Consider the following 21,763-nt stretch of genomic DNA (forward strand, 5'->3'; position numbering starts at 1 on the left):
TTGGGTAACGCAAGCGTTACGGTTCCGACAACGGCAAAGGCCGCTTACCCCACCCAACCTGTGGAAATCCTTACCTACCTTTGTCAGGCAGTCAAACCCTCAGGTTCGGGCAGGTTGTTCGCGCGGCAGCAGGCGGTGACCGTGTTGGCCAGAAGGCAGGCGATGGTCATCGGGCCGACGCCGCCCGGCACCGGGGTGATCGCGCCCGCGACCTCCTTGGCGCTGTCGAAATCGACATCGCCCACCAGCCGGGTCTTGCCCTCGCCCTTCTCGGGCGCGTCGATCCGGTTGATACCGACATCGATCACGGTCGCGCCGGGCTTCACCCAGTCGCCCGGGATCATGCGCGGGCGGCCCACGGCGGCCACGAGGATATCGGCGCCCCGGCAGACATCAGCGAGATCCTTGGTGCGGCTATGAGCGATCGTGACGGTGCAGCTGTCGCGCAGCAGCAGCTGCGCCATCGGCTTGCCGACGATATTCGAGCGGCCCACCACGACGGCGTTCAGCCCCGACAGGCTGCCCAGCTGGTCGCGCAGCATCATCAGGCAGCCCAGCGGCGTGCAGGGCACCATCGATTTCTGCCCGGTGCCCAGAAGGCCCACATTGAGGATATGGAACCCGTCGACATCCTTCGCAGGTGTGATCGAGTTGATCACCTTCTCCTCGTCGATGTGATTGGGCAAAGGCAGCTGCACGAGGATGCCATGCACCGCCGGATCGGCGTTGAGCTTCTCGACCAGAGCCAGCAGATCGGCCTCGGAGGTCTCCACGGGCAGCTTGTGCTCGTAGGAGTTCATCCCGGCTTCGAGCGTCTGCTTGCCCTTGTTGCGCACATAGACTTGGCTGGCCGGGTCTTCGCCCACCAGAACCACCGCGAGGCCCGGCGTGATGCCGTGCTCCTCTTGCAGCCGGGTGACATGCTCGGCCACTTTCTCGCGCACGCTCGCTGCGAAGGCCTTCCCGTCGATGATCGTCGCCGTCATTTCATTCCTCCGTCACTCCGCCGCCGCGAAGGTCGTGCGGTAATGGTCCATCTGCATGCGAGTCGCGCGGACCGCGTTGTTCATCAGCGTCGAGACCGTGACCGGCCCCACCCCGCCCGGCACGGGCGTGATCCAGCCCGCCACTTCGGCGCAGCTGTCGAAATCGGCGTCGCCCACGGTGCGCCCCTCGACCCGGTTGATGCCGATATCGATCAGCGCCGCGCCGGGTTTGAGCATCTCGCCATGCACCAGCCCCGGCTTGCCCACCGCGACGAACACGGCATCGGCGGCGCGCGAATGCACCGAGACCTGACGCGTCATGTGGTGGCACACGGTGACGGTGGCGCCGAGCCCCATCATCAGGAAGGCGATCGGCTTGCCCACGATCTCGGAGTGGCCGATCACGCAGACATTGAGCCCTTCGGTCTGGAGCGGCAGGGATTTCAGGATTTCCACCGCCGCGACGGCGGTGCAGGGGCCGAGCTCCAGCTCGTTATAGACGATGTTGCCGATCGAGGCGGGGTGCATCCCCTCCACATCCTTGAGCGGATGCACCGCCTTCTGCAGAACCTTGACCGGGATATGGGCGGGCAGCGGGCGCTGGATGATGATGCCATTGACGCGCGGGTCGGCGTTCAGACCGGCCAGCACGCCCTGAAGCTGTTCGAGGCTGATCGTCTCGGGGTAGTTGCGCACCTCGAAGGCCACGCCGGCTTTCTCGGCGTATTTCTTCTGGTTGCGCACATAGAGTTCGGCCGCCGCGACATCGCCGACAGAGATCGAGACGAGGCGCGGCGCCCAGCCTGCCTCCGAAAGCCTCTGTGCCTCGGCATAGGTCTCGTCCAGCTTGACCTGCGCAAGCGCCTTTCCGTCAATGATCGTGGCGCTCATCGGGGTCTCCCTTGCCCAGAACCTGTTCTTCCTGCGCGATGAAATGCTCGATCATCTCGCGCCACAGTCGGTCGGCGAGATCGGGATCGAGCCCGGCAGGACCGGCGGCGGCGCGTACTTTCGCCACCACATCCTCGACCCGGTCGGGGATGCGTGCGGGCCAGCCATTTCCCTGTTTGAGTTCCGCCGCACGGGCGATCAGCCGGGTGCGCGCACCGAGCATCTCGACCAGCTCCCGGTCGAGCGCATCGATGGCGACGCGCAGCTCTTCCATCGTGTGCAGGTCTGACGGAGATTTCATCGACAAGGCTCCCGGAACACTCGCGCCCCCTATCGCAGCTTGGCCCAACAAGCTCAAGACCGCGCGCCTAGAACAAACCCGTGATGCGGCCTTCGGCATCGAGGCCGATCGTCTCCGCAGCCGGGTGCCGGGGAAGGCCCGGCATGGTCATGATTTCACCGCAGATCACCACGACGAAGCCCGCCCCCGCCGAGAGCCGCACTTCGCGGATCGGCAGCGTATGGCCCGAGGGCGCCCCGCGCAGCGTCGGGTCCGCGCTGAAGGAATACTGCGTCTTGGCCACGCAGATCGGCAGGTTTCCATAGCCCGCCGCCTCCCAGTCATGCAGCTGGTTGAGGATCTTCTGATCGGCATAGACATCGCTCGCGTGGTAGATGCGCGTGGCGATGGTCTCGATCTTCTCAAACAGCGGCATGTCGTCGGGATAGAGCGGCGCGAATTGCGACGGGCTCTCGGTCAGCGCGACGATCTTTTCTGCCAGCGCCTCGGTCCCCGCGCCGCCATCGACCCAATGGGTGCACAGAACCGCCTCGACGCCCTGCGCTTCGGCGGCGGCGCGCACCGCTGCGATCTCGTCCTCGGTGTCCGCGGTGAAGCGGTTGATCGCGACCACGACCGGCACGCCGAATTTCTTCATATTCGCGATGTGACGCGCGAGGTTGGCGCAGCCCGCCTCGACGGCGGCCACGTTCTCCGCGCCGAGATCCGCTTTCGCGACACTGCCATTCATCTTCAGCGCCCGCACCGTCGCCACGACCACCGCAGCATTCGGGCTCAGCCCGGCCTTGCGGCATTTGATGTCGAAGAATTTCTCCGCGCCGAGATCGGCCCCGAAGCCCGCTTCGGTCACGACGTAATCGGCCAGCTTCAGCGCGCTTTGCGTCGCGATCACCGAGTTGCAGCCATGCGCGATATTGGCGAAGGGGCCGCCATGCACGAAGGCCGGCGTGCCCTCCAGCGTCTGCACGAGATTGGGCTGCAGCGCGTCTTTCAGCAGCACCACCATCGCACCATCCGCGCCGATCTCGGCGCAGGTCACGGGCGAGCGGTCGCGCCGATAGCCCACGACGATCCGACCCAGCCGCTCCTGCAAATCCGTCAGATCGCGGCTGAGGCAGAGGCAGGCCATGACCTCCGAGGCCACGGTAATGTCGAAGCCGGTCTGGCGCGGAAAGCCGTTCGAGACACCTCCAAGGCTGACGACGATGTCGCGCAGCGCCCGGTCGTTCATGTCGAGCACGCGCCGCCACGTGATCCGGCGCGCGTCGATCTCGAGCGCGTTGCCCCAATGGATATGGTTGTCGATCATCGCCGAGAGCAGGTTATGCGCCGCGCCGACCGCGTGGAAATCGCCGGTGAAATGAAGGTTCATCGACTCCATCGGCACGACCTGCGCATAGCCGCCCCCCGCGGCCCCGCCCTTCATCCCGAAATTCGGACCGAGCGAGGCTTCGCGCAGGCAGATCGCGGCGCGTTTGCCGATCCGGGAGAGCCCGTCGCCCAGACCCACGGTCGTCGTCGTTTTGCCCTCGCCCGCGGGGGTCGGCGAGATCGCGGTGACGAGAATCAGCTTGCCGGTCTCGCGCGCGTCCAGACCCGCGATGAACTCCGCCTCCAGCTTCGCCTTGTCGCGGCCATAGGGGATCAGCGCGTCTTCGGGAATATCCAGCTTCGCCGCGATTTCCGGCATCGGGCGCAGCGTCGCGGCACGGGCAATCTCTAAGTCACTCGTCATCGGGTCCTCCTGCTGAGGGAGGGTAGCCATTTGACGGCGCAGCGAAAGGGAAAGAAGCGACCGTTGCGGGATTAAATCGCCTCAGCGGACCTCGTCCATCAGCTCCCAGGCGCGCTGATCGGGGATATGCAGCCGCAGGGTTTCGCCCACGACCAGACGGCCGGGACGCTCTACCCAAGCGGTGACGCCGCGCCGACCTTGGGCGGCCGGTTTGTAGCGCTTGCCCTTCTCGGGATAGTGCTCCTCGATCACCCGGCCCGGCAGGACACAGGGACGGTTCTCCATATCCACCACGAAGGTCAGCCCGGTCTCGTTCTGCAGCCGCGCCGAGGGCGGGATATGAGTCAGATCCGGCAGGCCGCGCAGCACGATCGTCGCGCCAACCCAGGAGGGATCGATCTCCGGTACGCCCATCGCGAAGGCGGTCTCGGCCAGTTCCTCCGCCGAGAGGATCGTCAGCTGGCGGACATTGGCGATCTCGGTGCCCTTGGGATGCTGATCGGTCACGCGCGAGCAGGAAGGGCGCGTGCGCCCGCCATGCAGTTCTCCCACGGGACCGTCGAAGGTAAAGTCGATCTCTTCGACCGGGGTCGAGGTCAGTTGTCCCTCGGTGGTCACCAGGCCGAGCCAGACGACCTCCCCTTGATACTGCGTGGGTTTCAGCGCGGCCATCAGCCCCTCTTTGACAAGACGACAAACAGACGACGGAACGGGAAAAAGACGCTGCCGTCGTCCCGCAAAGGATAAACCGTCTCGAGCGCGGTTTCATAGCGTTCGATGAGAACCTGCGCTTCAGTGTCGCCTAGGAGACGCAGGAAAGGACGCATCGCCGTGCTTTCCGTGAAGCGGCGCACCGGATGCGCCCCCGGCGTGGGCTGCAACTCCTGCAGATATTCGGTGTGCCAGATATCGACCTCGCCCAGAGGGCTAAGCATTTTTGCGTAATCCACCGCCGGGGCCACGGGCGGCACCCAGCCCGCGAAGTTGAACCGGTCGGGGAACATCTCCTGCGACAGCTCGCGCAGGATGCGATGCGACGGCGCACCATGCTGGGCGGGCATCTGCACGGCCAGAACGCCGCCCTCGCGCAGCTCTCCGGCCAGACGCGGAAACAGCGCGGCGTGATCGGGGAGCCAATGCAGCGCCGCGTTGGAGAAGATCATCGCCGGCGGCTTGTTGGGCGTCCATTCGGAAATGTCGACCAGATCGCAATGGTGATAGGCGCCGATCGCCGCGGCGCGCTTCAGCATCGCCTCGGAATTGTCGACGCCCACGATCTTGCGCTTGGGGTAGTGGTGGTTCAGCGCCTCGGCCACCGCGCCGTTGCCGCAGCCCAGATCGATGATCTTGCCGCGCTCGGGCAGTTGCGGCACCCGGGCCAGAAGGTCGAGTGCCGGGCGCAGCCTCAGATTGCGGAACCGCGCATAAGCGTCTGGGTCCCAATCGGCTGCGCCCGGCACTGAAGCGTCACGCGTGACCATTCTCGCGAACCTTCGCGGTCAGGCCGAAGGCTCGGGGGTGGTTTCCGCCCCGCCGTCGCCCTGATCCTTCTTCTTGGACGTTTTGGGCAGCGCGGTCACCGACGGCAGGCTCCCCGAGGAGCTGTCGTCGTCGTCGCCGCCCAGCGGCTCTCCGGAGAGGACCTTCTTGATCTCGTCGCCGGTGAGGGTTTCGTATTCCAGAAGGCCTTGCGCCAGACGTTCCCAATCCTCGATCCGCTCGGTCAGGATGCGGCGCGCCTCCTGATAGCCGTCTTCGATCAGGCCGCGCACCTCTTCCTCGATCAGCTCTTTCGTCTTGGTCGAGACCGAGAAGCCGGCGGTGTTGCCCTGATAGCCCTCATGCGCCTCGGCATAGTCGATATTGCCGACCTTCTCGGACATGCCCCAGCGCATCACCATGGCGCGGGCAATCGCCGACGCCTGCTGAATGTCACCCGCGGGGCCGTTCGAGACATGCTCTTCGCCCCATTTCAGGATCTCGGCTGCCTTGCCCGCCATGGTCATGGTGATCTTCTGCTTGGCCTCATCCTTGTGGTAGTTGAGCTTGTCCATCTCGGGCAGCGAGACGACCATACCCAGCGCCTGACCGCGCGGAATAATCGTGGCCTTGTAAACCGGATCGCATTTCGGCAACGACAGGCCGACGATGGCGTGACCGGCCTCGTGATAGGCGGTCATTTCCTTCTGCTCGGGGGTGAGCACCATCGAGCGGCGCTCGACACCCAGCATCACCTTGTCCTTCGCGTTCTCGAAATCTTCCATCGAGACGAAACGACGCCCGACGCGGGCTGCCATCAGCGCAGCCTCATTGACGAGGTTCATCAGGTCGGCGCCCGAGAAGCCCGGCGTGCCGCGTGCGATGGTGCGCAGATCGACATCCGGCCCCACCGGAACCTTGCGCGAGTGAACCGTCAGGATCTTCTCGCGGCCCTTGATGTCGGGGTTCGGGACGTGGATCTGACGGTCGAAGCGGCCCGGACGCAGCAGCGCGGGGTCGAGCACGTCTTTACGGTTCGTCGCCGCGATGATGATGATGCCTTCATTGGCCTCGAAGCCGTCCATCTCGACCAGAAGCTGGTTGAGGGTTTGTTCGCGCTCGTCATTGCCGCCGCCGATGCCGACACCGCGGGCACGACCCACCGCGTCGATCTCGTCGATGAAGACGATGCAGGGCGCGTTCTTCTTGGCCTGCTCGAACATATCGCGGACACGGGATGCACCCACACCCACGAACATCTCGACGAAGTCGGAGCCCGAAATGGTGAAGAAGGGCACGCCCGCCTCGCCCGCAATGGCCCGGGCCAGAAGCGTCTTACCGGTACCCGGAGGGCCAACCAGCAGCGCGCCTTTCGGGATCTTGCCGCCGAGGCGCGAGAATTTCTGGGGGTTGCGCAGGAATTCCACGATCTCTTCGAGTTCTTCCTTGGCTTCGTCGATGCCCGCCACGTCGTCGAACGTCACGCGGCCATGTTTCTCGGTCAGGAGCTTCGCCTTGGACTTGCCGAAGCCCATCGCGCCGCCTTTGCCGCCGCCCTGCATCCGGTTCATGAAGAAGATCCAGATGCCGATCAGCACGAGGAAGGGAAGCCAGACGCCCAGCAGCGACATGAAGCCCGACTGCTGCTGTTTGACGACGCTCACCGCGATGCCCTTGTCGATCAGCTTCTCTGCGATCTGATCTTCCATCGGCTTGATGGTGGTGAAGCTTGTGCCATCGGCGAGCTGGTAGCGCACCTCTTCGCCATCGAGGCGAACGTTCTTCACCTCGCCTTTATCGACGGCGTCCATGAACTCCGAGTAGGTCGCTTGGGACGAGTTCATCGAAGATTGCCCATCACCGAAAAGGTTGAACAGGGCTAAAATCAGCAGGAACAGCACCGCCCAAAAGGCCAGATTGCGCGCATTACCCAAGGAATATCCTCCAATCGTATCGGGCGGCTGACCTGCGGTCGCCGCCTCTTCCTCAGTGAAAATAGGCATTACGCGCCGGGGTTCAACGTCGAATTAGCCAAGTGGCGAATGCGTCGCGGGAAATCCGCGCCCGCCAGCCTGCGCCAAAGCCCGCGATCGGCGCCGCGAGAAGCGTCTCGCCGCGCCAAATGGCGGGGCTTGCGGCAAGCGAGGCACGCGGAAGGCCCGTGTCGCGCCAGTCGGGGCATTGGCGCAATCCCGCCTCCCCCAGCGCCGCGACTTCCGCCACGTCGGTTGCGGGTCCGGTCACCTCCCAACGGTCCCAAACCGCGGCCCCAGCTTCGACAGCCACGCGCAGATCGGCCACGGCCTGCGCCTCGCGGGTGATGCGGATCGCGTCTTTGCCTGAGGTGATGCGGCAACCATGCAGGGTGCGATCGCCGGGCTGCGCGATCTCCGACAGCAAGCCCTGCACCTTGGCGGCGCGCGGCGCATACTCCGCCCCGGAGACCCAGCGCAGCGCAGCCACGATCAGGCGACGCTGCAATTCCGGGTCCATCGCTGCGAAGCCCTTGGCATCGATCAGCAGATCGCCCGACGGCTCGGAAACGTGACGTGCGACCTCCGCCGACAGCAACCGGTGCAGCGCCGCATTCGCCGCCGAGAGGTTCGCCGTGACCCCGGCTATCGCCTGCGCATCGACGCCCAAAGGCGCGAGCGCCCCGAGCGCCTGACGCGCCTTGACCCGGTCGAAGCGGTCATTTGCGTTAGAAGGGTCGTCGATCCACGTGATGCCTTGGGCGCGCAGATGGTCGCGCAACGACTCGCGTGTCTGGCCAAGAAACGGACGATGCCATGTCATGCCTTCGGCCTCGAACCGCGGACGCATGCCCGACAGCCCCTCCAGCCCCGCCTCGCGGGCGAGCCGCATCAGGAAGGTCTCGGCCTGATCGTTGGCGGTATGCCCCAGCGCGACATGGGCAATCCCGTTTTCGCGTGCCCAAGCGCCGATCAGCCGCAACCGCGCCCGACGCGCTGCATCCATCAGGTTGCCCTCGGCAGTGGCGCCGTTCCAGCGCAGGACGGTATGCGCAATGCCGCGATCCGCGCAGAACCGCCCGACAAAGGCAGCTTCCTCGGCGGCCTCGGGGCGCAGCCCGTGATCAACCGTCACCGCGGCGACCTCGAAATGCGCAGCCAGCAACACCAGCGTCGCCATCGAATCCGAGCCCCCGGAAACGGCAACCCCGACGCGCCGGGGCGCATCGGGGTCAAAACCGTGTCTTGCGATGTCGTCCAGCGTCACCGGACCGCGCTCACTGGCATCCCAGCGATTGCTGCGCACTCTGCGCCTCGCCCGCCGCCGAAGAGCCCGGGAAGCGTGCGCTCACCTGACCCAGCGTGGTGCAGGCCTCGCTCTGCTGGCCAAGCTGCCCCAGCGCCTTGCCGAGCGACAGCAGGTTGTCCGCCGCCCGCGACCCTTTCGGATCGGCGGAGAACCCGTCGAGCCATGCCCGTGCAGCGCCTGCCTCGTCGCCCTGCTTTTGCAGCGCGAGACCGCGATAATACATCGCGTCGCTGGTCAGCGGAGAGCCGGGATAGGTCTGCCGGAAAGTGGTGAGAAGATCAGCCGCCGAGGCGTAATCGCCATCCTCGAAGGCTTTCTTGCCCGCCTCGAAATCCGATTTTTCGTTGATCGCGAGATCGGGACCGGGCGTGGAATCCGGCGCAGGGCCGGTGACCGAGGGCGCATTGGTCGGCGCGTCGCCCCCCAGCGGCTTGGCCTTGCCCAGCTGCGAGATGTCGCAATTCTCTTCCATTTCGCAGACCCGGAAGTTCAGATCTCCGATCCGCTTCGTGCCATCGGCGACAACGCGGTTGATCTTGTTTTCCAGCTCTTCGACGCGGTCGGTCATATGCGACAGCGACAGCTCCATCGAATCCATCCGCTGCAGAGCGGAATCGCCACCCGCTTTCTGCAGACCGGCCTGGCCCGAGGCTTGCAGCTCCTGACGCAGACTGCCGATCTCGGTCTGAAGCTGACCCAATTCGGTCTTGATGTCAGCCAGCGTCTGGGCGCGGTTCGCGTCCTGAGCCAGCGCGGGCGCGGCTGCGAGAACAGCCGCACCGAGAAGCAAAGCTCTCAGCATCGCGATCAGCTCCCGACCGCCGATTGCGAGATCACCGTCACGGCGCGACGGTTCTTCTGGTAGCACTCTTCAGTGGAGCAGATCGCCAACGGGCGTTCCTTACCGTAGGACACCGTGCGCAGACGGTTGCCGGCCACGCCTTGGCTGATCAGGTATTCCTGCACGGCCGAGGCACGGCGTGCGCCGAGCGCGAGGTTGTATTCGCGTGTGCCCTGCTCGTCGGCATGGCCTTCGATAATCGCAGTGTAGCTCGGGTGGCTCACCAGCCAGCTTGCCTGTTGGGACAGGATGCCGCGCGCGGTGTCGGTCAGGGTCGACTGGTCAACCTGGAAATGCACCATGTCGCCGATGGTCTGGCTGAAATAGGCCGGCGAGTTCGGATCGTTGATCCCGCCCTGGCTGATGCCGCCTGCACCGCCCGGACCGAGCGCGCCGCCGGGGCCGGTCGCGCCGGAGCCGTATTGATCGGGGTTCGAACAGGCCGCGAGGCCCAGCATCGAGATGGCCAGAACGGCCTTCACTGCAAAATTCATAGTTTCCGCCTTTGTTGATCTGCCCTTTTCGGGCGAGCCTACCAGTTTCTCTAACGCTTGTTAATCCGCTCTCATGGCAGAAGCGGCGACCAGGCCGGGTCCGATGCGGCGCCCGGCGTGGAGACTTTCTTCAGGTTGCGCCCGGAGATGTCGACCGAATAGAGCGAGGCCGACCCTTGGGCGCCGGGGCTCTCCCGGGTGAACATGATCACGCGGCCATTGGGCGACCAGGTCGGGCCCTCGTCGAGGAAGGACGAGGTCAGCAGGCGCTCTTCCGAGCCGTCGGTACGCATCACGCCGATATGAAAACGGCCCTGATTTTGCTTGGTGAAGGCGATCATGTCGCCGCGCGGCGACCACACGGGGGTCGAATAGCGCCCGTCGCCGAAGCTGATCCGCGTCGCGTCACCGCCGCTTGCGGGCATGATATAGAGCTGCTGCGTACCCGAGCGGTCGGATTCGAACACGATCCGCGAACCGTCGGGCGAGAAGCTGGGCGAGGTTTCGATCGCAGGCGAGGTCGTCAGGCGCTGGGTCTGGCCCGAGCTGATATTCATCATCCACAGATCGGTATTGCCGTTCTGCTCCATCGAATAGACGATCTTCGTGCCATCGGGCGAGAAGCGCGGCGCGAAGGTCATCGTGCCGGGCACTTCCGGCAGAAGCCGCGCCGAGGCGGTGGCCACGTCGAGCATTTTGATCCGGGGGAAGCCGGTCTCGAAGGTGGTGAACAGTACCTTCGTCCCGTCACGCGAAAAGCGCGGTGCGAGCACGATGGTCGAGGCATCGGTGAGATAGGTCACGTTCGCGCCGTCGTAGTCCATCACGGCCAGACGCTTCTGGCGGTTGTCCTTCGGCCCGCTTTCCGAGACGAAGACCACGCGGCTGTCGAAATAGGGCCCCTCGCCCGTGATGCGCGAATAGATCACGTCCGAGACCTTGTGCGCCAGACGCCGCCAGCTTGCGGGCGAGGCCGCAAGCTGCTGCCCATCGCCCATCTGCTGACCGGAGAACACGTCGAAGAGGCGGAACTTCACGACCACCTTGCCGCCCTGCATCCCGACCGAGCCCACGACCAGCGCCTGCGCGTTGATCGCCTGCCAGTCGGAATATTTCACCGGTGTGTCGAAGCTCGACACGTTCTGGATATAGGCGGATTTCGGGATTTCGCGGAACAGGCCCGTTCCCGTCAGGTCGCTCGAGATCACCTGCGTGATCTGGCTCGCCATATCGGCGGCCTCGGAACTTTCGGGGATGAAGCCCGCGATCGCGAACGGCATCGGCTCGATCACGCCATCGGTGATCTCGATATGCAGCGGTTCGGAATCCTGCGCGGTTGCGGCGATGGGTGCCAGCATCACAGCCGCCAGCAAACTGAGAACGAAACGCATCATGTCACACACTCCCTTTCCGGGTCTTGCCCGGTTTGTAACGCGCTGCGGCACGATCGTGCATCACAACCCCATGACACCGCGCGGAAACTCGCCGATCCACCGTCATTTCATCCTCATTTTTTCGGGATTGAAGTCGATGGTGATCGTTTTCCAGCGGTCGTATTTCTCCGGCGGCAGCGGGAACCCGTCCGAGCCGCACAGAACGATAGCGCGACGCCCGGCCTCGAAAGCCTGATCGACCGCGTTGCCGGTGCCACCCGTCGCCCCGACCAGCTTGATCGAGGAGATGATCGGGTGGCCGTCGGGCTGCATGTCGACCGACAGCGTCACCGTGGTGCGCAGCGCATCCGAACTGAGCGCGCCGGTGTTCCAGCACTGCTTGATGTCGACGATCAGCGCGTCTTTCTCGCCCGCGGTGATCGGCGGACCGGTCGGCGCAGAGCCGGTGCCGCCCGTGCCCTCTCCGCCCAAGGCTGCCGCCAGAGCATCGTTGACCGAGGCGCTGTCGACCTTCTTGGGCTCGCTCGGCGCGGGCTTGGTCTCTGCCGGTTTCGGCTCGGCGGGCTTTTTCTCCGCGGGCTTCTTCTCGGCAGGCGCGGCAGCCGTCTGCGTCTCTTTCGGCGCGGGCGGCTTGGGCTTGGCGCTCGGACGCGGCGAGGCCAGCGGCGCAGAGCTTTCCGGCTTGTCTTCGGTCTTGTTCGCCTCGGTCACAATCTCCGTCGAGGCTTCCGGCGGCGCGGTCGCCTCCTTCGGCTTCTCGACCGGCTGATCGGGCGTGTCGGCGGGCTTGGGGGCCTCTTGCGGCTGCGCCTGCGGGTCGACCTTCGCTTCGGGCGGCGGCTCGGGCGCAGGGGTCGGCGCAACGCGCGGCGCCTGTTTCGGCTTCGGCGCGGGAGAGATATCGGGCGTGACCGTCGGCGAGGGCTCCTCGACCGGCGGGACGATTTCGGGCGGCGTGTCGCTCACCTCTGCGGGCGGCGTCGGCTCTTGCAGGGCCGAGACGTCGGGCTGCGCATCAGGGGCCGGATCGGGCTGCTGCATCGCCTGCGGCTCGGGTTCCGGCTTGGCCTGCGGCTCGGGCGCGGGCGTCTCAGGCGGCGGTGTCGTCTCGGAAGGTGTATCGGGCGCCGTGGGCGCAACCGGATCCGGCGTCGGCTGCGGCGCATCCTTCGGCGCCGAGGCCATCATCGTGTTGAAGTCCTGCTCGGACATCACCGCGACCTGGCTGATCACCACCGGCTTGTTCGGCTTCGGGAAGAACCACTGCCCCCCGGCAATGACCCAGAAGAGCACGCCCACATGCAGCGCGCCCGACAGGCCGTAACCGATCTTGTCCGCACGGTTCATGCGATGCTGCCCCCTGGGCTCAGTTCCCCGCAGGCGCCGTCAATTGCGGCCCTCCGGTATCGGTGACGAGCGTGATGTTCGAGAACCCCGCGCCGTTGAGCGCGCCCATCACCTGCACCACCTGAGAATAGGAAATCTTGCCGTCGGCGCGCAGGAACACCTTATCGCTGTTACGCTCTGCCGCGATCGCCTTGAGACGGTCGATCAGTTGATCCTGCGGCACTTCCGAGTTCATCAGCGAGACCTTCCCGTCCGCCTGGATCGAGACCGTCAGCGGCACTTCCTGCTCGGTCGGCACGGCCTTGGCCGCCGTCTTCGGCAGCTCCAGCGGCACGCCCACCGTCATCATCGGCGCGGCGACCATGAAGATCACCAGCAGCACCAGCATCACGTCGACCATCGGCGTGACGTTGATCTCGCTCATCGCGGCATGACGGCCCCGCCCGCTCCTGCGGCGCCGCGATCCGCCCGATTCGCGTTTTGCAACACCCGCGCCCATGATCAGCTATCCAACTGGCGCGACAGGATGGTCGAGAACTCGTCCGCGAAGGCCTCATAGTTGCCCGCGATGCGATCGGCATCGGACGACAGCTTGTTGTAGAAGATCACCGCCGGGATTGCCGCGAGCAGACCCAGCGCGGTCGCGACGAGCGCTTCCGAGATGCCGGGCGCCACGACGGCGAGCGACGTGTTCTGTGAGATCGCGATCTCCTCGAAGGCGACCTTGATCCCCCAGACCGTGCCGAACAGGCCCACGAAGGGCGAGATCGAGCCCACGGTCGCAAGGAAATTCAGCCCGTAATTGAGGTTCTCGGTGGCTTTCTGGATCGCGACATCCATCGAGCGTTCGATCCGCGCCTGCGCGCCGGTGATCAGCGCGCCGTCCTGACGGTGCGACCGACGCCATTCAAGCATGCCGGCGGCGAAGATCTTCTGGCTCGCGCCCTCGGGCGCAGGGCCGATCTGGTCGAACAGCTCATCGAGCGGCTCACCCGACCAGAAGGCCCGGTCGAAGGCTTCCGCCTCGGAGCGCGCCGCGCGATAGGCGATGAATTTGCGGATGATGATCGCCCAGGACCAGAAGCTGGCCACCACGAGAATGATCATCACGAGTTTGACGGTCAGCGATGCGCGCAGAAAGAGCGCAAGCAGGGAGAAGTCGATCTCCTGCGCCATCGCAAGCGAAGATTGGTCCATAGGTACTGCTCGCCGGTTGGGGCCACGTTATCGGGCCTCTGATTACCAGCGATTCTATATCAGCAGTAAGGGGAACGCCATAACAACAATGTAACCGGCGAAACCCCGCCGCTTTTCAATGCAGTTTCGGGGCCAGTTTCCGGCGAATATCGGCGGGAAGCCGCTGAGCCGCGCCCGCCTCATTGAGACAGACGATGGTGACCTGCGCGGTGAACAGCACCTCGCCGTCGCGCTGCACGGTCTGCTCCATCACGAAACGCGCGCCCGTCTCGGCCACCAGATCGGTCGTGACGACCAGCTCGTCGTCGAATTTCGCGGGCCGCAGGTAATCGGCCTCGACCCGTCGTACCGCGAAGACCACGCCGTGATCGGCCTTCAGCGCGACCTGATCCACGCCCAGCGCGCGGACGAATTCGGACCGCCCGCGCTCGATGAACTTCAGGTAATTGGCGTAATAGACGATCCCCGCGAGATCAGTGTCCTCGTAATAGACCCGGATCGGAAACTCATGCGCCATTCTCGTTCTCCTGATCGTCCGGCTCCGCCTCGCCCACTTCGCGCGACAATTCCCGCACCGCCTCTGCGGCCTCGCCCTGACGCAGACCTGCGCGGGCGGCAAGGCGCAGCGCGTGGCTCGGATCTTTGGCAACCGCCGGCATCGTCGGATCGTAGCCCGCCGCAATGATCGCCGCGATCTCGGGGCGCAGCACGGTCACCCCGCGCGCAACCGCCAGCGGCGAGCGTTTCACGAAAGCCTTGTCGGACCACAGCAGGATCATCTGCACCGCCTGGCTCAGCGCGATCACCTCGGCAGGCACCTCATCGAGCCCCGCATCCATCCGCACGAAGGCGAAACATGCCCGGATCGCGCCGTCCTTGTCGAAGCGGAAGACGCGATACTGGTTCGCGCCCTGATCGTCGAGCCGGATGACCAGATCCTGCAGACCATCGATCAGGTGATCGAGATTGGGCACCTCAAGCAATTCCTGCCAATCGCGGAAGAAGAAGATCATCAGGTTCGCGCCAAGCTCGGGATCGGTCTCGGCCATCTTGTGCCCGGCCAGCGCGACCACAGCCTCGACCGCGCCTTTCACGGTCGCCAGCGTCGCAGCTTCCACCCCGAACACCACCGGCACGACCGGACGCCCCCAGCGCGCGAACAGATACTCGTCGGAGGAACGCCGGAAGAGCTGCTCCACCATTTCGCCCGTGATCTCTGCCTGTTCCGACATGCCGCCTCCCTCGCTTCGCCCTGACCCTAAGAGATCGCGCCGGAGGGGGAAAGGGGCCAACCCCATCTGCCGCGCATCCCCGGCTCTTGCCTCCAGCCTTATTTCGGCTTGGCACAAATATCCCGGGGGAGCGCCCGACAGGGCGTGGGGGCAGCGCCCCCTCTTCTTCGGCCTCTCGGGCCCCCACAGTGACGGGCGGCAGCCCTCCCTGATCTGCGCTTGCCGCCCTGCGGTCGCACGCCTATAAGGGCCGCATGTTCTTGCTGGCTGCATATCCGCGAATTACCTGCCCGGCGCTCTGACGCGTCAGGGTAGCCGGGATATTGCGCCAAGCCCCGAGGCGTGCGCGCGCACGCCCTTCCCTTTCCCAAGGACGACAATTCCATGAGCTCCGACCAGACCACCGAGACGACCGCCCCCGATTATCGTGGCACCGTCTTCCTGCCGAAAACCGACTTCCCGATGCGCGCAGGCCTGCCCATGCGCGAGCCCGACTGGCTGGCGCGTTGGGAGAAGATCGGCGTCTATGACCGCCTGCGCGAGAAGGCCGCGAAGGACAACCGCCCGAGCTTCGTTCTCCATGACGGCCCTCCCTATGCGAACGGCCATCTGCATATCGGCCACGCGCTCAACAAGATCTTGAAGGACTTCATCACCCGCTCGCAGCAGATGATGGGCCGCGATGCGCGCTACGTGCCGGGCTGGGACTGCCACGGCCTGCCGATCGAGTGGAAGATCGAAGAGCAGTACCGCGCCAAGGGCCTCGACAAGGATAATGTGGACGTGGTGGCCTTCCGCCGCGAATGCCGCGCCTTTGCCGAGAACTGGGTCGACATCCAGCGCGAGGAATTCAAGCGTCTGGGCGTCTATGGCAACTGGGCCGATCCGTATCTGACGATGAACTACCATGCCGAGGCGGTGATCGCCGAGGAGTTCATGAAGTTCCTGATGAACGGCACGCTCTATCAGGGCTCCAAGCCCGTCATGTGGTCGCCGGTCGAGAAGACCGCGCTGGCCGAGGCCGAGGTCGAATATCACGACCACACCAGCCACACGATCTGGGTGCGTTTCAAGGTCCGCCGGGGCGGCAACGCGGCGATGCCGACCGAGGATGCGGTCGAGTATGACGCGGCCGATCAGGCGCTGCTGGCCGATCAGCTGCATGAGGCCAGCGTCGTGATCTGGACCACGACGCCGTGGACGATCCCGCAAAACCGCGCCGTCTCCTTCCATCCGACGATCGGCTACGGCCTCTACCGGGTCGACACGCTGGGCGAGAAATCGACCGCCGAAGAAGGCGAGCTTCTGCTGATGGCCGATGCGCTGGCGCAATCGGTGATGGATCAGGCGAAGGTCGAGAGCTTCACCCGCGTGCGCGACGTGTCGGCAGCGGAGCTGGAAGGACTGACCCTGTCGCACCCCTATGCCGGCGTCGACGGCGCGAATGGCGAATGGGATTTCGACGTGCCGGTCCTGCCGGGCGATCACGTGACCGACGAGGCCGGGACGGGCTTTGTCCACACCGCGCCGTCGCATGGTGACGACGACTATCAGATGGGCCTCAAGTTCGGTCTGCCGATGACCTACAACGTCGAACCCGACGGCACCTACCGCAAGGATCTGCCGCTGTTCGGCGGCGAGGCGATCGTCGCGGCGGACGGCAAGGACGGCCCGGCCAACGTGTCGAACATCAAGCAGCTCGCTTGGGCCGGTGCGCTTCTCGCCAAGGGCAAGATCAAGCACTCCTACCCGCATAGCTGGCGCTCGAAAGCGCCGCTGATCTATCGCAACACGCCGCAATGGTTCGCCGCGATCGACCACACGCTCGACGATGGCATGGGCACCTATGGTGACACGATCCGCAAGCGCGCGCTGACCTCGATCGAGGAGCTGGTGACCTTCACGCCCGAGAAGGGCAAGAACCGCCTGCATTCGATGATCGAGAACCGTCCCGACTGGGTGCTGAGCCGTCAGCGCGCCTGGGGCGTGCCGCTGACCTGCTTCGTCAAGAAAGGCGCCAAGCCTACCGACGAGGACTTCCTGCTGCGCAATGCCGAAGCCAATGCGCGCATCATCGCCGCCTTCGAGACCGAGGGTGCGGATGCGTGGTATGAGGATGGGTTCAAAGCGAAGGTTCTCGATGGTCTGGTGAACCCCGACGATTACGAGCAGGTCTTCGACGTGCTCGACGTGTGGTTCGACAGCGGGTCCACCCATGCCTTCGTGCTGCGCGACCGCGCGGACGGGGCCGAGGACGGCATCGCCGATGTCTACCTTGAGGGCACCGACCAGCACCGCGGCTGGTTCCACTCCTCGCTGCTGCAGGCCTGCGCCACGAAAGGCCGCGCGCCCTATCGCAACGTGGTGACGCACGGGTTCACGCTCGACGAGAAGGGCATGAAGATGTCCAAATCGCTGGGCAACACGATCGTCCCCGAGGAAGTCATCAAGCAATACGGCGCGGATATCCTGCGCCTCTGGGTCGCGCAGACCGACTTCACCGAGGATCAGCGTATCGGCCCGGAGATCCTGAAAGGCGTCGCGGACAGCTATCGCCGTCTGCGCAACACGCTGCGCTTCATGCTGGGCAATCTCGACGGGTTCTCCGACGCCGAGCGCGTCGATCCGGCGGAGATGCCGGAGCTGGAGCGCTGGGTGCTGCATCGTCTGGCGCAGCTCGATGTGGAGGTCCGCAAGGGCTATGACGCGTTCGACTTCCAGGGCGTGTTCCAGCAGCTGTTCAACTTCTGCACGGTGGATCTGTCGGCCTTCTATTTCGACATCCGCAAGGACGCGCTCTATTGCGACCCGGAAGACGGCCTGCGTCGCCGTTCGGCGCGCACGGTGCTCGATCTGCTGTTCCACCGCCTGACGACCTGGCTGGCGCCGATCCTCGTCTTCACGATGGAAGACGTGTGGCTGTCGCGCTTCCCGGGCGACGATGCCTCGGTTCACCTGCAGGACATCCCCGAGACGCCCGCGGACTGGGCCGATGCGAGCCTTGCCGCGAAATGGGACGGCATCCGCCGCGCCCGTCGTGTGGTGACGGCGGCGCTGGAAGTGCAGCGCTCGGCCAAGGTGATCGGGGCCTCGCTCGAGGCGGCACCTGTCGTGCATGTCGAGGATGCGGACGTTCTGGCGGCGCTGAAATCGGTGCCCTTCGAGGATCTCTGCATCACCTCGGATATCGCGCTGACCGCCGATCCGGCTCCGCAGGAAGCTTACCGCCTGCCCGAAGTCTCGGGCATCTCGGTGGTCTTCGAGAAGGCAGATGGCGAGAAATGCGAACGCTGCTGGAAGATCCTGCCCGATGTCGGCACGCATAAGCATCCCGGCACCTGCAAACGGTGCGATGCGGCGCTGGACTGAGCAGCTCGCTTCCGACGACAGAATAAAGGGCACCCCGCGCGGGTGCCCTTTTTCATGTCACCTCAGGACGGCATCTGATGCGGCGGCAGAGCGGGAGGACCGAACCGGTTGCCGCCCGTGGAGCCGCGCTGGACGGTAAAGAAGAGCAGGACCAGCGTCCCGATCACCGGGATCAGCGTGATCAGGGCCCACCAGCCGGTCCGGTCGATATCGTGCAGCCGCCGCACCAGCACCGCGAGCGCTGGCAGGAACACGACGAGAGAGAAGATCCCGCCGAGCAGCGACGCGTCGTGCCGCATCATCATCGGACCGAAAAGGATACGGTCCAAGATGCCGAAGACGATGTTGCCGAGAAAGATGAACAGAACGAACCACCAGAATTCGGGCCGGGCCGCGCGGCCGGTGAAGGTCACGTAGTTCGAGAAACATTTGCGGATTGCGTCGCTGAACTCCATCGGAGCGTCTCCCTCTGTTTATGTGCCGTAGGGAAAGCTTAGCCGCAGGGTCGCTCTCGACGCCAGCCTCAATGCAGATTCAAACGGCGTCCCTGTCGCGCAGCCAGCGCTGCAGAGTGCGCTCTTCGGCCTGTGCCTGCTCGCGCTTTGCCAGTTCCGCCGCGCGTTCGGCGCGGGCGCGGTCGAGAAGCGTGTCGTAGGTTTTCGCCTCTCGAAACAGCTCTCGCATCCGGTCTTCCAGCGGCACGCGGCGTTCGTTCAGCGTGCCGATTTCCTGATCGAGCCAGGAGACCGTCTCGCGCACCGCCTCGCGAAACCCGGCGGCATAGGGCGCGGTCTCGGGCGAGGTGACGTGAAGCTCGGCGCGGGCGCGCTCCGTCAACGTATCGCGCTCGCCTTCCAGCCGCGCGACCTGCGCATTCAGTTTCGATAGCTCGCCAGCCTGCTCTTCGAGCTCGCGCCTGCGCAGCCGCCCTATCACCTCCAGAGCCGCGATCCGGTTGCGCGCCATCGCCTGTTTACGCCGCCTGCGGCAGCTCTTTCTGCGCCTGTTCGACGGCGTAGAAATCGGGCTGATAGACGGTGGGAATGCTGCCGCGACCGATCTCGATGCAGATATTCGGCGGGTGGTCACTCACCAGCGCCACGAAGATATCGCGGATCACGGCATAGAACGCGGAATCCTCTTCTTCGATCTGGCGAAGACGCCCGGACATCGGCTGCACGAAGCAATAGGCAAGGAACACGCCAAGGAAGGTACCGACGAGCGCGCCACCGATCATGCCGCCCAGAATTTCCGGCGGCTGGTCGATCGCCCCCATTGTTTTGATCACGCCCAGAACGGCCGCGATGATGCCGATGGCAGGAAGCGCGTCAGAGACGGTCTGCAGCGCCGAGGCCGGTGCCATGACCTCGCGGTGATGCTTCTTGAGCTTGCGGTTGATGACGTCCTCGGTCTGGTATTTGTCATCGAAGTTCATCGCCAGCATCCGGAAGCTGTCAGTGATCAGCTGGATCGCGAAATGGTCCTTCAGGATGCGCGGATAGCGACCGAAGATCTCGCTCTCTTCCGGGGTCTCGATATGCGAGTCGAGCGCAATGATCCCCTTGTTGCGATAGAGCCGCGACAGTTCGAACAGCAGGTTGAGCAGATCGGTGTAATCCGCCGTCTTCCACTGGCTACCCTTCATCACTTTCACAAGCCCGCGCCCCGAGCGGCGGATCATGCTGAACGAGTTCGCGATCAGGAAGGAGCCCAAGGCCGCGCCGCCGATCATCATCCCCTCGAAGGGCAGAGCGTGAATGAGAACGTCCATGCTGCCGCCGGAGAGAAGGAAGCCGCCGAACACGAGGCCCACGACGGCCAACAGGCCAAGGATGATCGTCATTATTCTTTGTCCGTGTGTTTCGCGCCCTGCGGTCTTTCACCGACAGCCGCCGTTTCCTGAAATTCTTGGCTAAATCTCCGGCGACGCTCCCGTTAAGTCAAGTATAAATGCCGGAATCGCGAGCAATATTAAGCATAAATCTAAGATTTCGGAGGCTTAACAAGGAAACTTGACCGATTATTCATGAATAGATAAGTTCAATCCAACACGGATCTTGCATTCAGGGCATTTCATGAGCGCCAGCGCGGAAGCCATAGCCTTTCTGCTCGAAGAGCAGGACCTGCGCCATCTGTTCCAGCAATGGCCGCAGCAGATGTGTCTGGCTGTGGGCCTCGACCCGGAAGGCGGCTGCGCAATGCTGGTCTTTCACGCAAGCGAGGCCGAGCGCGTCCTGCCCCGGCTCGCGCGCTCGATGAACTGGCGCGCGGATGAGTTCAGCGTCATTCCGAAGATCGACGGGTATCGCACCCGGCGGATGCTGTTTTCCGACGAGCAGAAGATCCTGTCCCTCGTACATGAGACCGACGATCTTCCCGAGATCGCGCGCGATTACGCGATCAATTTCGCCTATGCCGCCGATGAAGGTCTCGATCCGGAAGCGCTGACCGATGCGAAATCGGCCTCGGTCTCGCCCGCGATGCGCGAGGTGGAGCGGCTTCTGTCGGAGCTAAACCCGGAACAATCCACGACGACGGCGCCCGCGAGCAAGATCGCCGCGTCCACGTCACGTGCCAACGCGGAGGCCGCGCGCCAGACCGGCGAGGATGGCGGTCCGCCCGGCTTCCGGCGGCTGAGCGACACCCACCGGGCCGAGGCGCTGATGGCGACGTGCGAACTGAGCCTCAGCGGCGCCACCGTGCGCATTTCCATCGAAGACGCCGGTGCCGATGCACAAAGCTTCGGGGTGCGGGACGTCTATTTCCGTGACGATCTGCACAGCTTCGCCATTCCGGTCGCCGAACTGGCGCGACAGGGCGCGACCGCCATGCCCGGTCAGATCCACGCCCCCGCAGACCATTTCCCCGCCTCGCTCCTTGCGACCCTGCGGCGGACCCCGCTTTCGGCGCGACTGACCGCGCTCGACCACTTCATCTTCATCGCGCCCGAAGCCGCGAAGCCGCAGGCTACCCCCCTCGCCGCCCCGCCGCGCGAGGCCGCCGGCAAGCTCCCGGTGAAGCGCGCGGGCGCGAAGCCGCAGATGCGCACGATGCTGGGTGGTGCGGCACTGATCTTCTTCTCCGCGCTGGCGCTGCAACTTGGTCTGACGCCCGCGCTCAGCCACGGCGAGGCGCGGAAGGTCTCGCTCGATACGATCCGCGAATCCGTCTTCCAGTCGCTTGCGGACGACCAAACAGGCGAGGAGCGCTGAGCC

The 21,763-nt window shown here is 64.9% G+C and carries 21 protein-coding genes; 2 read left to right on the plus strand and 19 right to left on the minus strand.

What is annotated here, in order from left to right; translation table 11 throughout:
* Positions 1-83 precede the first annotated feature (83 nt).
* The 16 genes from folD to BMI87_RS12605 form a co-directional block, all read right to left on the minus strand.
* On the minus strand, positions 84-986 hold the full coding sequence (folD, locus tag BMI87_RS12525) for a bifunctional methylenetetrahydrofolate dehydrogenase/methenyltetrahydrofolate cyclohydrolase FolD (RefSeq protein ID WP_078521907.1): 903 nt from the start codon (positions 984-986) through the stop codon (positions 84-86).
* Positions 987-998: 12 nt separating this feature from the next.
* Positions 999-1,877, minus strand: a complete 879-nt coding sequence (locus BMI87_RS12530; RefSeq protein WP_078521908.1) for a bifunctional 5,10-methylenetetrahydrofolate dehydrogenase/5,10-methenyltetrahydrofolate cyclohydrolase — start codon at positions 1,875-1,877, stop codon at positions 999-1,001.
* Positions 1,858-2,178: a chorismate mutase gene (locus BMI87_RS12535; protein ID WP_078521910.1), complete on the minus strand. Its 321-nt coding sequence runs from the start codon at positions 2,176-2,178 to the stop codon at positions 1,858-1,860. Before BMI87_RS12535 ends, BMI87_RS12530 begins: the two co-directional genes overlap by 20 nt.
* Positions 2,179-2,245: 67 nt before the next feature.
* On the minus strand, positions 2,246-3,913 hold the full coding sequence (locus BMI87_RS12540; protein WP_078521912.1) for a formate--tetrahydrofolate ligase: 1,668 nt from the start codon (positions 3,911-3,913) through the stop codon (positions 2,246-2,248).
* Positions 3,914-3,994: 81 nt separating this feature from the next.
* A complete protein-coding gene (locus BMI87_RS12545) occupies positions 3,995-4,585 on the minus strand; it encodes an MOSC domain-containing protein (protein WP_078521914.1) in 591 nt (196 codons plus the stop codon).
* Positions 4,585-5,394 carry a methyltransferase domain-containing protein gene (locus tag BMI87_RS12550; protein ID WP_078521916.1) on the minus strand — a complete coding sequence of 270 codons (810 nt, stop codon included), beginning with the start codon at positions 5,392-5,394 and terminating at the stop codon, positions 4,585-4,587. Before BMI87_RS12550 ends, BMI87_RS12545 begins: the two co-directional genes overlap by 1 nt.
* 18 nt (positions 5,395-5,412) lie before the next feature.
* Positions 5,413-7,326, minus strand: coding sequence for an ATP-dependent zinc metalloprotease FtsH (gene ftsH / locus BMI87_RS12555; protein WP_078521918.1), 1,914 nt, complete (start codon positions 7,324-7,326; stop codon positions 5,413-5,415).
* An 82-nt stretch (positions 7,327-7,408) separates the two neighbouring features.
* Entirely contained in the window at positions 7,409-8,671 is a 1,263-nt protein-coding gene (tilS, locus tag BMI87_RS12560; protein ID WP_246832691.1) for a tRNA lysidine(34) synthetase TilS, read from the minus strand.
* On the minus strand, positions 8,643-9,476 hold the full coding sequence (ybgF, locus tag BMI87_RS12565) for a tol-pal system protein YbgF (protein ID WP_371326885.1): 834 nt from the start codon (positions 9,474-9,476) through the stop codon (positions 8,643-8,645). Before ybgF ends, tilS begins: the two co-directional genes overlap by 29 nt.
* A gap of 5 nt (positions 9,477-9,481) precedes the next feature.
* Positions 9,482-10,009: a peptidoglycan-associated lipoprotein Pal gene (gene pal / locus BMI87_RS12570; protein ID WP_078521920.1), complete on the minus strand. Its 528-nt coding sequence runs from the start codon at positions 10,007-10,009 to the stop codon at positions 9,482-9,484.
* 71 nt (positions 10,010-10,080) lie between these two features.
* Positions 10,081-11,403 carry a Tol-Pal system beta propeller repeat protein TolB gene (tolB, locus tag BMI87_RS12575; RefSeq protein WP_078521923.1) on the minus strand — a complete coding sequence of 441 codons (1,323 nt, stop codon included), beginning with the start codon at positions 11,401-11,403 and terminating at the stop codon, positions 10,081-10,083.
* A 102-nt stretch (positions 11,404-11,505) separates the two neighbouring features.
* Positions 11,506-12,750: a cell envelope biogenesis protein TolA gene (locus BMI87_RS12580; RefSeq protein WP_168175209.1), complete on the minus strand. Its 1,245-nt coding sequence runs from the start codon at positions 12,748-12,750 to the stop codon at positions 11,506-11,508.
* A gap of 19 nt (positions 12,751-12,769) precedes the next feature.
* On the minus strand, positions 12,770-13,249 hold the full coding sequence (gene tolR / locus BMI87_RS12590; RefSeq protein WP_078521929.1) for a protein TolR: 480 nt from the start codon (positions 13,247-13,249) through the stop codon (positions 12,770-12,772).
* Between the two features lie 2 nt (positions 13,250-13,251).
* Positions 13,252-13,947 (minus strand): protein TolQ, encoded by a 696-nt coding sequence (tolQ, locus tag BMI87_RS12595; RefSeq protein ID WP_078521931.1) that lies wholly within the window; start codon positions 13,945-13,947, stop codon positions 13,252-13,254.
* A 115-nt stretch (positions 13,948-14,062) separates the two neighbouring features.
* Positions 14,063-14,464, minus strand: a complete 402-nt coding sequence (gene ybgC, locus BMI87_RS12600; RefSeq protein ID WP_078521933.1) for a tol-pal system-associated acyl-CoA thioesterase — start codon at positions 14,462-14,464, stop codon at positions 14,063-14,065.
* Positions 14,454-15,179 (minus strand): hypothetical protein, encoded by a 726-nt coding sequence (locus tag BMI87_RS12605; protein ID WP_371326886.1) that lies wholly within the window; start codon positions 15,177-15,179, stop codon positions 14,454-14,456. Before BMI87_RS12605 ends, ybgC begins: the two co-directional genes overlap by 11 nt.
* Before the next feature lie 384 nt (positions 15,180-15,563).
* Between BMI87_RS12605 and ileS the strand changes: the two genes are divergently transcribed.
* Entirely contained in the window at positions 15,564-18,548 is a 2,985-nt protein-coding gene (gene ileS, locus BMI87_RS12610; RefSeq protein ID WP_078521935.1) for an isoleucine--tRNA ligase, read from the plus strand.
* 62 nt (positions 18,549-18,610) lie between these two features.
* Here ileS and BMI87_RS12615 read toward each other — a convergent pair whose 3' ends face one another.
* From BMI87_RS12615 to motA, 3 genes are all read right to left on the minus strand, one after another.
* Complete coding sequence (locus BMI87_RS12615; RefSeq protein ID WP_078521936.1) at positions 18,611-19,003, minus strand: DUF805 domain-containing protein; 393 nt, start codon at positions 19,001-19,003, stop codon at positions 18,611-18,613.
* A 79-nt stretch (positions 19,004-19,082) separates the two neighbouring features.
* Positions 19,083-19,514: a flagellar FliJ family protein gene (locus BMI87_RS12620; protein ID WP_078521938.1), complete on the minus strand. Its 432-nt coding sequence runs from the start codon at positions 19,512-19,514 to the stop codon at positions 19,083-19,085.
* Between the two features lie 7 nt (positions 19,515-19,521).
* The gene (motA, locus tag BMI87_RS12625; protein ID WP_078521940.1) at positions 19,522-20,391 is read right to left on the minus strand and encodes a flagellar motor stator protein MotA; all 870 of its coding nucleotides are present in this window, start codon (positions 20,389-20,391) and stop codon (positions 19,522-19,524) included.
* Positions 20,392-20,623: 232 nt separating this feature from the next.
* Here motA and BMI87_RS12630 point away from each other — a divergent pair, with 232 nt between their 5' ends.
* Complete coding sequence (locus BMI87_RS12630; RefSeq protein WP_078521942.1) at positions 20,624-21,760, plus strand: hypothetical protein; 1,137 nt, start codon at positions 20,624-20,626, stop codon at positions 21,758-21,760.
* Positions 21,761-21,763: the final 3 nt, after the last annotated feature.

This window comes from Thioclava sp. F28-4 (assembly GCF_002020045.1).
GTDB classification, from domain to species: Bacteria; Pseudomonadota; Alphaproteobacteria; order Rhodobacterales; family Rhodobacteraceae; genus Thioclava; species Thioclava sediminum.